At 70.3% G+C, this 12,372-nt stretch carries 7 protein-coding genes; 3 read left to right on the top strand and 4 right to left on the bottom strand.

Features of this window, described 5'->3' with window-relative positions:
• Positions 1–130: 130 nt before the first annotated feature.
• Together ACWCSU_RS17035 and ACWCSU_RS17040 are read left to right on the top strand one after the other, a co-directional pair.
• Positions 131–1,189 carry a lytic polysaccharide monooxygenase gene (locus ACWCSU_RS17035; protein WP_449935903.1) on the top strand — a complete coding sequence of 353 codons (1,059 nt, stop codon included), beginning with the start codon at positions 131–133 and terminating at the stop codon, positions 1,187–1,189.
• On the top strand, positions 1,186–1,707 hold the full coding sequence (locus ACWCSU_RS17040; RefSeq protein WP_449935904.1) for a hypothetical protein: 522 nt from the start codon (positions 1,186–1,188) through the stop codon (positions 1,705–1,707). Before ACWCSU_RS17035 ends, ACWCSU_RS17040 begins: the two co-directional genes overlap by 4 nt.
• Before the next feature lie 131 nt (positions 1,708–1,838).
• Here the strand turns inward: ACWCSU_RS17040 and ACWCSU_RS17045 are convergent, their stop codons facing one another.
• The 3 genes from ACWCSU_RS17045 to ACWCSU_RS17055 all read right to left on the bottom strand — a co-directional run bounded on the left by ACWCSU_RS17045 (position 1,839) and on the right by ACWCSU_RS17055 (position 9,167).
• On the bottom strand, positions 1,839–3,431 hold the full coding sequence (locus ACWCSU_RS17045; RefSeq protein WP_449935907.1) for a cellulase family glycosylhydrolase: 1,593 nt from the start codon (positions 3,429–3,431) through the stop codon (positions 1,839–1,841).
• Between the two features lie 67 nt (positions 3,432–3,498).
• Positions 3,499–6,261 (bottom strand): glycoside hydrolase family 9 protein, encoded by a 2,763-nt coding sequence (locus ACWCSU_RS17050; RefSeq protein WP_449935909.1) that lies wholly within the window; start codon positions 6,259–6,261, stop codon positions 3,499–3,501.
• Between the two features lie 11 nt (positions 6,262–6,272).
• A complete protein-coding gene (locus ACWCSU_RS17055) occupies positions 6,273–9,167 on the bottom strand; it encodes a glycoside hydrolase family 48 protein (RefSeq protein ID WP_449935912.1) in 2,895 nt (964 codons plus the stop codon).
• Between the two features lie 320 nt (positions 9,168–9,487).
• Between ACWCSU_RS17055 and ACWCSU_RS17060 the strand changes: the two genes are divergently transcribed.
• On the top strand, positions 9,488–11,839 hold the full coding sequence (locus ACWCSU_RS17060; protein ID WP_449935915.1) for a glycoside hydrolase family 6 protein: 2,352 nt from the start codon (positions 9,488–9,490) through the stop codon (positions 11,837–11,839).
• 127 nt (positions 11,840–11,966) lie between these two features.
• On the opposite strand, the gene ACWCSU_RS17065 is transcribed toward ACWCSU_RS17060, so the two are convergent.
• Positions 11,967–12,365 carry a DnaJ family domain-containing protein gene (locus ACWCSU_RS17065; protein ID WP_357702375.1) on the bottom strand — a complete coding sequence of 133 codons (399 nt, stop codon included), beginning with the start codon at positions 12,363–12,365 and terminating at the stop codon, positions 11,967–11,969.
• Positions 12,366–12,372 lie beyond the last annotated feature (7 nt).

Raw genomic sequence — 12,372 nt, forward strand, 5'->3', positions numbered from 1 at the left:
CAACCGTGACCACGATCGGCTGAAAGTTTCACACCGCGTTGTCGGGACGCCGGTCGCCGTGGTTCAATGCGCTGGCCGGGCGGGCTGATCGTGGGCAGATTCCTGTGTTCCCCTGCGCGAAGGAATCCCCATGAAACACTTCCGGACGGCGGTCCTCACCGCCGCCCTGGTCCTGCTGACCACCGTACTGATCGCGCCGCAACAGGCGCAGGCCCACGGCGTGTCCATGTTCCCCGGAGCACGGACGTTCCTGTGCTGGCAGGACGGCCTGCGCGAGAACGGCCAGATCCAGTCCTACAACCCGGCCTGCGCGGCGGCCGTCGCCCAGAGCGGCCCGACCCCGCTGTACAACTGGTTCGCCGTGCTGCGTTCCGACGGCGCCGGGCGTACCAGCGGCTTCATCCCCGACGGCCAGCTCTGCAGCGGCGGCACCGGCGGCCCCTACGACTTCACCGCCTACAACGCCGTACGCTCCGACTGGCCGCAGACGCACCTGACCTCGGGCGCGAGCATCCAGATGCGGCACAGCAACTGGGCCCAGCACCCCGGCACGTTCGTCTACTACGTCACCAAGAACGGCTGGAACCCCGACGGTCCGCTCAAGTGGTCGGACCTGGAGTCGTTCGGCAGCGTCACCAACCCGCCCGCCAGCGGCGGCCCCGGCGGGCTCAACTACTACTCCTGGAACGCCCAGCTCCCCTCCGGCAAGACCGGGCGTCACATCATCTACACGCACTGGATCCGCTCCGACAGCAACGAGAACTTCTACAGCTGCTCCGACGTCGTCTTCGACGGCGGCAACGGCCAGGTCACGGGCGTCGGCCCCGGCGGCGGCACGCCTTCGGGCACCCCCACCGCCACCCCGACCGTTCCCCCTCCAGGCGGCTGCTCCGCCACCTGGAAGGCCACCGACACCGGCTGGGCCGGCCACTTCCAGGGCGAGGTGACGGTGAAGAACACCGGCACCGCCTCGCTGAACGGCTGGACGGTCAAGTGGACCTACGCCGGCGGCCAGGGCTTCGACGGCACCCCCTGGAACGGCGTGCTCTCCTCCCAGCCGCCGAACGTGTCCATGAAGAACGCCTCCTACAACGGCCAGCTCGCGCCGAACGCGACCACCACGTTCGGCTTCAACGCCACCGGCTCGATCCCGAGCCCCGCACCCACGCTGACCTGCACGAGCCCGTGAACGCAACCCGTCGCGGGCAGATCGCGGCAGGCGTCGCCCTGGCCGGCCTGGCGCTGGCCGGGGTGACGCTGTTCGCCGTCGACCAGGGGTCGGCGCGGCTCGACCAGGAGCTCGCCGCCCAGGTGACGCTGATCCTCGAACGCGCCACGCCCGAGGAGCACCACGACCACGGGCACGGGTTCGAGTCGCGGGTGGTGTGCGCGGTGGAGCCGTTCGGCACGGACCCGCCGGACGCCTCCAGCCTGGCCGAGGTGCGCTGGGTCTACGCGCGGCACCTGTGCGCGATCGTCGGCGAGAGCCGCGACTGGGCCATGTCCGTGCGGGCGTCGGGGCCCATCGCCGTACGGCTGGGTGTGCCGCCGCAGGTCAAGGTGCCGGCGGACGGGCCGGGGTACCCGGAGCGGGTCAGGGAGCTGATCCCGGGGCGCTACCACGAGGAGGCGTTCGCCGAGTTCTCGGACGAGGCGGCCATCGACGCGGCCCGCGCACGCTTCACCCAAGCCCTCACCCCCGGCTGACCCGATGCCTCTGGCGGGTGGGTTCGCGTAAACGGACGCGGCCGGGAGGGGGTTCGCCGGCCGCGTCCGTCCCATCCGGGCGGGATGGTGTCGCGGGCAGGGTCAGCCGATCGGCCTCACCTCCTCCTTCTCTAGCCGGCGCAGGTGTAGCCGGACGGAACGGACGTGTCGCCGCTCGGACGCCCGGCCTGGACCCCGAAACCGGTGGCGGAGCCGGGGGCGAGCGTGCCGTTGTAGCCCAGGTTCTTCGCCGTCACGGTCCGCCCACTGACCGTCACCGCGGCGTTCCAGAAGCCGGTCACGGTGTGGCCCGCGGGCAGCGTGAACGTCACCGTCCAGCCGTTCCTGGCGGTCGTGCCGGTGTTGGTCACCGTGACGGGTTGCAGGACGTACCCGTTGCCCCACTGGCTCTGGACGGTCCCCACGGCCGTGCAGCCGCCGTCGCCGCCGCCGGCCAGGGTGGTGAAGGAGGCCGTGGGCGAGGCGGCCGACTGGTTGCCGGCGGCGTCCCCGGCCTTCACGTACACCTGGTAGGCGGTCGAGGGTGACAGGCCGGTCAGGGTGATCGAGGTCGTGGCCGTCGCCCCGAGCGGGGTGCCGGTCGAGGTGTAGACGTCGTAGCCGGTCACGCCGACGTTGTCGGTGGCGGCCGTCCAGGTCAGGGTGGCGCCGGACGAGGTGACGTTCGAGGCCGACGGGGTGCCGGGTGCGCTCGGCGGGGTGGGGTCGGTGGTGCCGCCGCCGTAGACGGACGCCTGCCTGGCGGTCGCGGCGATGCCGTTGGCGCCGTTGAACAGCCGCCGGCCCCACGAGGTGAGCCGGCTGACGTCGAAGCCGGTGACCTGGTCCAGGTACTCGACGCCGCCGCCGTTGCCGCTCCACGACCAGCCGAGGTAGCCGAGGCCGCGGCTCACGGCCTGAGCCATGATCGTGTCCTCGTCGGGGTCGCCGTCGGAGTGGTCGAACCCGAACTCGCCGACGACCAGCGGCAGCCCGGCGGTCCGGAACGCGTCCATGTACGACGTGATCTCGGCGGCCGTGTCGTAGACGCCGTACATGTGCACGGAGAAGATCGTGTTCTTGTCGGGGTCGGCGTTGAAGACGGACGTGGCGTTGTCCCGCATGACGTTCTGCCAGTCCTGCCCCCAGGCGGGGGCGTCCACCATCAGCGCGTGGCGCAGGCCGTTGGCGCGCAGCTTCTGGATCGCGGCCTTGGTGGCGTCGGCCCAGCCGGGGGTGGTGGCGTTGTTGCCGATCGGCTCGTTGCCGATGTTGACGACGACGTAGTCCTCCTGGCCGACCAGGGCGCTCTTGACGCCGATCCAGTAGTCGGCGGCCTGGTCGAGGGTGTACGCGCCGCTCTGCTCGCCGTACCCGGTGGTGTCGTGGTCCTCCAGCACGCAGATGAGCTTGTTCTGCTTGCACAGGGAGACCACATTGGCCACGTCGGAGACGGAGTTGGCGCTCCACCGGCCGCCGCTGAGCACGACGCGCACGGTGTTGGCCTTCAGCGACTTGATGTCGGCGAACGCCTTGGTCTGGACGGGGTACCAGGTGTGGGCGTGGCTGGTGCCGCGCATCACGAACTCCTGGCCGTTGCCTTCCAGGATCTTCGTGCCGCTCACGTGGATGCCGGTGGCGGCCTGCGCCGCGGTGCCCGGCAGGACCAACGAAGCGGCCACGAGCGCGGCGGCGAGGGCCGGCGCGGTGAACAGTGATCGCATGGGCTGCCTTTCACTGAGCCGCGGAACCGCCCGCCCCGCCGTCGTCGCGGCGGGGCGGGGGTTCGGCTCAGGCGGGGGTGCAGGTGATCGGGTCGGGGGTGACGGGGGTGCCGTTGGCGATGAAGCCGAACGTGGTCGTGGCGCCGGGGGCGAGCCCGCCGTTCCACGCCTCGTTCCTGACCGACACGTTCGAGCCGGTCTGGGTGAGCCTGCCGCCCCAGAGCTGGGTGATCTGGCCGGCCGACGACCAGGCGGCCGTCCAGCCGGTGACGGCCGCGGCGCCGGTGTTCTTGACCGTCACCTCGGCCTGGTACGCGCCGTTCCAGAAGTTGGTGACCTTGAACGTGGCCGCGCAACCGCCGGTCGGCGCGTCCGCGGTGGTGAACGCCGTGCCGTCGGAGGCCGGCGAGCTGTTGCCCGCCGCGTCCCTGGCCACCACCGAGACGGTGTACGCCGTCGCGGGGGTGAGCCCGGTCAGGTCGTACGACGTGCCGGTGGCCGTGCCCGCCTTGGCGGCGCCGAGGTAGACGTCGTAACCGCTCACCCCGACGTCGTCCGTCGAGGCCGCCCAGCTCACCTTCGCACCCGAGCCGGTGATGCCCGAGACGGACGGTTTGCCGGGTTTGCTGGGCGGTGTTCTGTCATCGCCGCCGGTGGTGGTGAACGCCGTCTCGTCCGAGGCCACCGAGGTGTTGCCCGCCGCGTCCCTGGCCACCACGTGGGCGGCGTAGGCCGTGGCAGGGGTGAGCCCGCTCAGGTCGAAGGTGGTGCCGGTGGCCGTGCCCGCTTTGGTGGACCCCAGGTAGACGTCGTAACCGGTCACTCCCACGTTGTCCGTGGAGGCCGTCCAGGTCAGCTTCGCCGCCGTGCCCGTGATCCCGGAGACCGTGGGCTTGCCCGGCTTGCTGGGCGCTGTCGTGTCCGGCTCCTCCGGCCCCGGGGGCTCACCCCAGATCTTGGTGGCGCCGCTGTGGAGGGTGATGTTCTTCGTCAGCACCGGCGTCGCGCCCGGCGTCACCGGGATGCCCTTGTACGACCAGTCGTCGGTCGGGTCCCAGGAGCCCGTGCTGGTGATCCTGAACTGCACCTCCCTGCGGTGCTGCGACTGCCCGGCCGGGGCGATGGCCTGCCCGGAGCAGTCGATGTTCACGTAGTACACGCGCCCGCCCGCCGAGCCGAGCGTCGGGGCCTTGCACTGCGTGTACGCCGACGACACGCTGACCTGCGAGGCGGTCGTCGAGCCGTCGAGGGTGAAGTAGTAGCGGAACGAGCCGTCCGACAGGACCCGGGCGGGCCAGGCCGACTGGTTGCGGACGATGGCCTTGATCTCGGTGAAGTTCGTACCGGAGGCGTTCACGCCGGCCTCGACGAAGATCTCCGGGCTGTCCGGGGTCTCGGCGGGCGGGAAGTTCGCCGCGGGCGCTCCCCCGTACTCCTTGTAGAGCCGGGCCACGGCGCTGGTGAAGCCCGCGTTGTAGTCGGTCGCGACCTCGTTCATGACGTAGTCGTCGCGCTTGTCGGTGTAGACGTCGTCGGGGTCGGGCGGGCCGCCCACCAGCGCGCCGTACAGGGTGTGGCGGCTGTCGACCGGGTTGGTGATCTGGTCGGTCCACGAGCCGTGCGCCGTACGGTGGTGCGGGTTCTTCGGCGGGTTCGCCCCGAACCCGATCAGGTACGAGGAGTTGCGCGGGTTGTCGCCGAGCGCGTAGTTGATCTGCCGGACCGCGAAGTCGTGGTAGCGCGTCTTGCGGTCGGGATCGGTGATCGAGTCGCTGTGCACGAGCGCGACGAACGAGGTGTTGGCCGCGTACCGCAGCGACCCCCACCGGTCCAGCACGGCCTCGCCGCCCGGCGAGTACTTGACCTTGGAGCCGTTGACGCCGACCGTCCACCAGTCGAGCCAGCGGTTGGCGTCGTCGAGGTACCTCTGCTTGCCGGTGAGCTTGTGCAGCAGCACGTACGCGCCGTACGACTTGTCGTCCCACGCGATCGTCCACTTGTACGACTTCGTCGTGGTCTGCGGCTCGTTGCCCAGGTTGTCGTAACCGGCCTCGGCCTTGGCCAGGTAGGCGGCGTCGTTCGTGGCCCGGTAGAGCCAGATCGCCCCCCAGACCAGCTCGTCGTTGAAGCCGCTCCAGGAGTTGTAGTAGCCCTGGGCGTCGCTGATGCAGTCGCTGTACTTCTTCCTGACCGTGTCGGCGAAGGAGTAGAGCTGCTTGGCGTGCGTCACCAGCTTGTCGGCGTAGGCCGGATCGGTCGGGCGGAAGACGATCGACGAGGCCGCCATCGCCGCCGCCGTCTCCCCCGCCAGGTCCGAGCCGCCGCAGGACGCGTCGATCTTGTAGGCGGGCCGGTTCATCTGCATGGCCTCGGCCGGGCCCCACCAGGCGTGGTCGGTGCCGCCGTTGCCGACCTGCCCGTACAGCACGTTGGCCGACGGGTGGGCCTTGACGAAGTAGTCGTTGACGAACCTCAGGTTGTTCAGCAGGTGGGTGAGCTGGCCGGAGCCCGCGTAGGCGTCGCGGTACTCGACACCGCCCCAGGCCAGCATCGTGGCCGAGAAGGCCATCGGGAAGCCGAACTTGACGTGGTCGCCCGCGTCGTACCAGCCTCCGGTCAGGTCCAGCCCGGCGTCCTTGCCGTCGTTCATGCCCGAGTCGCCGCGCCAGGAGACGCGGTTCCAGCCGGGCAGGTCGCCCGACTGCTGGGCCTCGTAGAACCACAGCGACTTCTGCAGCGCCTCACCGTAGGCGAAGGCGGGCGCGGCCGCGTGGGCCACCGGCCCCACCCCTGCGAGCAGGGGCAGGACCAGCGACGCCGCGGCGATCATCGCCGCCTTTCTCACGGGAAGAGCCGCCCGTACTCGGCCAGGGCCACGGCCACGTCCACCTGCGCCCAGAAGCGGTGGTAGTTGAACGTGGGCGCGGGGCCCGTGCCCTGGAGGTAGGCGTTCACCTTGGGCCAGTCGGGGTCGTTCTTGTAGAAGGACCTGATCGACATGAACGTCGAGCTGGAGTTGATCGTGTCGCCGTTCGGCATCTTGCCGGTCCAGCCCGGGGGCACGTAGACCGGGTCGTTCAGCCGCTTGTAGTCGGTCTTGGTCTCCGGCACCGACACGCCCTTGGCGTCGCGGTTCTTCCACACGCCGTCCAGCAGCGCCTTGGCCATGTTCCTGGCCGCGGTGTTGTTCGCCTTGGCCGCGTAGTACATCAGCGTCTTGGCGTACGAGCCGGCCACGCCGACGTCGTTGGTGTAGTCGGCGACCGTCACGTGCAGGCCGGGGTTGGGCGGCGGCATGACGTTCGGGTCGCTGAAGTCGGCGACGGGCTGACCGGTCCACTTCAGCGTCGACGGGATCTGGTACGTGCCGTCCGCGTTGATCGTGGTGTTGGCCATCGCCCAGGAGACCCACTTGTCCAGCAGCGCCTTGGCGTCGGCGTTGCCCGAGGCGTAGTAGAGCTCGGCCACCCGCTCCATGGTCCACGCCTGGAACCCGAACCACTGGTTCGACGGCGGGTCGTGGTAGACGGGCTGCCAGTCGTAGGTCATGCCGTGGAACTTCGGCAGGCCGGCCGGCGGGGTGGCGTAGTGGCCCTCCCAGCTGTTGGTCGCGCCGCCCGCGATGGCGCCCTCGGCGGACTGGAGCCAGGTGTAGAACTGGAGCTGGCGGGTCAGGCTGGTGCTCCAGTCGGCCGCGCCGGTGCCGCTCTTGGGCTTCAGCTCGGCCACGTTCGCCAGCGCCCAGGCCGCGAGCGGGTTCTGGTAGCCGGAGTGGTTGTGGCTGGAGCCGATGCGCCAGGCCCAGCCCGCGCTGGAGTCGGTCGCGCCGCCCCAGGCGTAGTACCAGGACAGCAGGTAGTTGGAGGCGTCCTTGCCGGTGCCCGCGGCGCACGAGGTGCTGGTGCAGCCGGGCTTCTTGAAGTACTTGTCGTACATCGCGTAGCGCAGGTAGTCGCCCATCTTCGCGGCCTTGGCGACCGACGCCGAGATCTGCGACTCCTTGCCCTGCTGCTTGGCCCACGTCTGCGCCCAGTACGCGGCCTGCACGGCCCTGGCGTCGGCGTCGGGCGCGTTGGTGTACTTCCACTGCTTGGCGTACGAGCTGTCCTTGATGAACAGGTCGAGGTATCCGTTCGTGCCGCCGTGCTTGAAGGTGTCGCAGGACGGCTGCGGGATCGTCTCGAAGACCGACTCCTCGGGCCCGCGCTGGTAGGTGTTGATGTAGGCGGGCCGGGTGGTGCCGTCGCCGCAGCGGCCGAAGCCGTAGGTGTTGTCGACGTCGAGCAGCCAGTGCATGCCGTAGACGTCGCCGGTGCCGTACGCGCTCTTCAGCTCGTTGGCCAGCGGGTCGGAGCCGACCGAGACGCCGGAGTCGATCTGCGTCGGGTACTGCTTGATGTCGTTGTACTCGGCCGCGTACGTGGCCGGCTTCGAGGGGTTGTAGAAGGAGTTCGTCGGCTGGTCGGCGGTCGCGGGGATGATGTACTTCTCCATCGAGGCCCAGGCGTTGTTGAACTTCGCCCAGTCGCCGGTCACCTGCCCGTAGGTCGCCTCCAGCCACAGGTAGTAGCTGTAGGCCTCGGACGTGGTCTCGTGCCCCTGGTCGGGCGCCTCGACCATGAACGTCTCCACCGAGTGGTACGGCACGCCCTCGGGCGAGAAGTAACCGTTGGCCGGGTCGTGCAGCTCGTTGTACATCTCCACGAAGCGCTTGACGTACTCGTTGTCGCCTCCGAGGTCGTCGTCCGCCTCGCTGGCGGTGACCTTGACCGGGGTGTAGCCGGTCGCGCTCACCGTGAACTCGGCGGTGCCGCTGGTGGTGTCGGCGTCGTCCGCCGCCGCCAGGGTGACGTTCTGGGCGGTGTTCCAGTTGGCGGGCGTGAAGGTGAGCGTGCCGCCCGAGCCGACGGTCAGGTCGGCGTCACCGCTGGTGCGGGCGGTGGTGACGGTCACGTTCGCGGCGGGCGCCTGCGAGAGCTTCACGCCGAAGCCCGCGGTCCCCTTCTCCGGCACGGAGATCGTGAGCGGGCTGACCACGAGGGCGGGGCCGGTGTTCTGCGAGACGGTGATCCCGACGGGGGCCGAGGTCGTGGTCGCGCCGCCGTTGTCGGTGGCCTTCGCGGTGATCGAGTAGCTGCCCGCGGCCACGTTCTGCCAGGTGTAGCCGTAGGGCGCCGAGGTGTCGGTGCCGAGCAGCGTCGAGCCCTGGTAGAAGTCGACCTTGGAGACCGTGCCGTCGGTGTCGGCGGCGTTCGCGGCGATGGCCACGGTGGCCGGGGCGGTGTACGTCTGGCCGGCGGTGGGCGAGGTCAGCCCCACCGTGGGCGGGGTGTTGGCGCCGCCGCAGGTCACGCCGTTCACCGTGAACGAGGTCGGGTTCGGGTTGCTGCCCGTCCAGGTGCCGTTGAAGCCGAGCGTCGTCGAGGCGCCGGTGGCCAGGCTGCCGTTCCACGGCATGTTGGTCGCCGTGACGTGCGTGCCCGACTGGCTCCAGTTGGCGCTCCAGCCGGTGGGCGTGTACTTCTGGCCCGCGGTCGGGAAGTCGAAGCCGAGCGTCCACGAGGTGATCGGGTCGCCGGTGTTCTTCAGCGTCAGGTTGGCGGTGAACCCGCCCTGACCTGGGCCGCTCGTCCACTGGTTGGCGGTGTACGTCACGTCGCAGGCGACGGCCGCGTGCGCGGGAAGCGCGGCGAGGGTCGTGGTCGTGCCCGCCGCGAGGACGAGCGTCGTGGCCACGGCGAGCCGCCTCGATAAGCGGGAAAGGCGGGAAGGAGGTCTGTGCTTCACGGGATCTCCATGGGAGTAGGGGTGTGGGAGCGCTCCCAAAGGGGATTGTGGATGCCCGGCGGCGTATGTCAACGGATCGGCCGTCCGGCGGCCCCCGCGTTTCCTCTCACCAGGCTGCCGATGATGAAAGTTTCATCCACCTTCCGGGGCATTCGGCGAGCATGTGGCCCGGGGACGCCCGGCGCGGAACCGCGCTCATTTACAGGGCTCTGGGGGCGTCTCACTATGGGAGCGCTCCCAGCCAACTGAGTTCCTGGAGATGATCGCTAGTGAGACTCAACAGCGGCCCGCGCCGATGGGCCGTGACCATGACCGCCGCGAGCGTCGCGGCCCTCGGCCTCGTCGTCGGCCAGACCACGGCCGCCAGCGCTGCGGTGAACTGCGACGTGACCTACTCCGCCAACTCGTGGACGAGCAGCCCCGGTCAGGGCGGTTTCACCGCGAACATCACGTTGAAGAACACCGGCGACCCGATCACCTCGTGGACGCTGGGCTTCGACTTCCCCGGCACCGGCCAGAAGTACACCCCGACCGGCTGGAGCGCCAACTGGACGCAGTCGGGCACGCACGTCACCGCGACGAACATGCCCTACAACGGCAGCCTGGCCACCGGCGCCTCCACCACCATGGGCTTCAACGGCACCTGGTCGGGCAGCAACAACCCGCCCACCTCGTTCACCGTGAACGGCGTGACCTGCGGCGGCGTCACCCCCACCACCCCCTCGGTGGTGACCTCCGCCAGCTCGGTCGCGGTCAACGAGGGCGGCACCGCCACCTTCACCGCCAAGCTGTCCTCCGCCCCCACCTCGAACGTCACCGTCACCACCCAGCGGACCAGCGGTGACACCGACCTGACCGTCAGCGCGGGCGGCTCGCTCACCTTCACCCCCGCCAACTGGAACACCGCCCAGACGGTGACCCTGGCCGCCGCACAGGACTCCGACACCACCGCGGGCACGGCGGCCTTCTCCGTCGGCGGCACCGGCGTCACCTCGGCCACCGTCAACGCGACCGAGGTGGACGACGACGCGGTCGTGGAGCAGGCGCTGCTCGTGACGCCCACGTCGGTGACCGTGCCCGAGGGCGGGACGGCGACGTACACGGTCAAGCTGGCCGCGCAGCCGTCCGCGAACGTGACCGTCACCTCGGCGGCCGGCAGCGGCGACGCCGACCTGACCGTCTCCGGCGGCGGCAGCCTCACCTTCACGCCGGCCAACTGGAACACCGCCCAGACGGTGACCCTGGCCGCCGCGCAGGACGCCGACAGCGCCAACGGCACCCGCGCCTTCACCGTCGCCTCCACCGGCCTGACCTCCAAGACGGTCACCGCCACCGAGGCCGACGACGACGGCCAGCCGCCCACCGGCCACGTCGAGAACCCGTACGCCGGCGCCACCGGCTACGTGAACCCGCAGTGGAAGGCCAGGGCCGCGGCCGAGCCCGGCGGCGCCGCCGTCGCCAACACCTCCACCGCCGTGTGGCTGGACCGCATCGCGGCCATCGCCGGCTCCTCCTCGGCCATGGGCCTCCAGGCCCACCTGGACGAGGCCGTCGCCCAGGACGCGCTCAACGGCTCGGCCCCGCTGACCGTGCAGTTCGTCATCTACGACCTGCCCAACCGCGACTGCTCGGCCCTGGCCTCCAACGGCGAGCTGCTGATCGCCCAGAACGGCTTCAACCGCTACAAGGCCGAGTACATCGACGTGATCGCGAACATCCTGCGCGACCCCAAGTACGCCAACCTGCGCATCGTCACGATCGTCGAGCCCGACTCGCTGCCCAACCTGATCACCAACACTGGCAACTTCCCGAAGTGCGCCGAGGCCAACCAGGCCGGCGGCTACGTGGACGGCGTCCGGTACGCGCTCGACAAACTGCACGCGATCACCAACGTCTACACCTACGTGGACGCCGCCCACCACGCCTGGCTCGGCTGGGACTCGAACTTCGCCCCCGCCGTGAACCTCTTCTACAACATGGCCGCGGGCACCACGGCCGGCGTGGACAGCGTGGACGGCTTCATCGTCAACACCGCCAACTACTCCGCCACCAAGGAGCCGTACTTCACGATCAACACCCTGGTGAACGGCCAGACCGTCCGCCAGTCCAAGTGGATCGACTGGAACTACTACGTGGACGAGTCCACCTTCGCCGCGGCGCTGCGCACCGCGCTGGTCAACAAGGGCTTCAAGCCCGGGCTCGGCATGCTGGTCGACACCTCGCGCAACGGCTGGGGCGGCACCGCCCGTCCGGGCGGCGCGAGCACCTCGACGGACGTGAACACGTTCGTCAACCAGTCACGCGTCGACCGCCGCATCCACGCCGGCAACTGGTGCAACCAGAGCGGCGCGGGCCTCGGCGCCCGTCCGACGGCCAGCCCCGAGCCCGGCTTCGACGCCTACGTCTGGATCAAGCCTCCGGGTGAGTCCGACGGCGCCAGCACCGACATCCCGAACGACGAGGGCAAGAAGTTCGACCGGATGTGCGACCCGACCTACACCGGCAACAACCTCAACGGCAACAACATGTCGGGCGCCCTCGGCGGCGCCCCGCTGTCGGGCCAGTGGTTCTCCGCCCAGTTCCAGGAGCTGGTCAGGAACGCCTACCCGCCCGTCAACTAACTCACCGAGCCGGCCGGGGGCTCCGGGGCCCCCGGCCGCCGGCCGAGGGGCCCGCCTGACCCGGGCCCCTCGTCCGGCGAAGGGGCCCGGGCCGGAGCTCGGGCCCCTTCCCCATCGGCCGCGCCGCTCAGCGGCTCTCGCGCCACTCCGACACGACACGCTCGACGTCGAAGGGCATCAGGTTGAGCGGCGGCCCCGGCAGGCCCCTCCTGATCGCGTCGCGGATCTTCTCGTTGACCTCTTCGAGCAGTTGCCGCACCTCGGTCTCGGACCTGGCCCCGCGGGCCTGCCGCAGCACCTCCTCGGCCTCCTTGCGCAGCGCCAGCGTCGGGGGCAGCGGCAGGGACAGCCCCTCGCTCTCCAGCTTCTGCTTGATCCACCACATCTCGTCGTGCGGCCGGTCGAGGCCGGGCAGCGGCTTGCCCGCGCCGGGCAGGTCGTCGAACTCCCCGCGCTCGGTCGCCTCGCGGATCTGCCTGTCGACCCAGCTCTCGAACGGCATGCCCACCGGCTTGCGATCGGTCACGGACGCG

It is taken from the genome of Nonomuraea sp. NPDC001699, from assembly GCF_053596455.1.

Coding starts and splice junctions, on each gene's coding strand:
- ACWCSU_RS17035 (WP_449935903.1), top strand. CDS start 131: ATGAAACACTTCCGGACGGCGGTCCTCACCGCCGCCCTGGTCCTGCTG.
- ACWCSU_RS17050 (WP_449935909.1), bottom strand. CDS start 6,261: ATGATCGCCGCGGCGTCGCTGGTCCTGCCCCTGCTCGCAGGGGTGGGG.
- ACWCSU_RS17045 (WP_449935907.1), bottom strand. CDS start 3,431: ATGCGATCACTGTTCACCGCGCCGGCCCTCGCCGCCGCGCTCGTGGCC.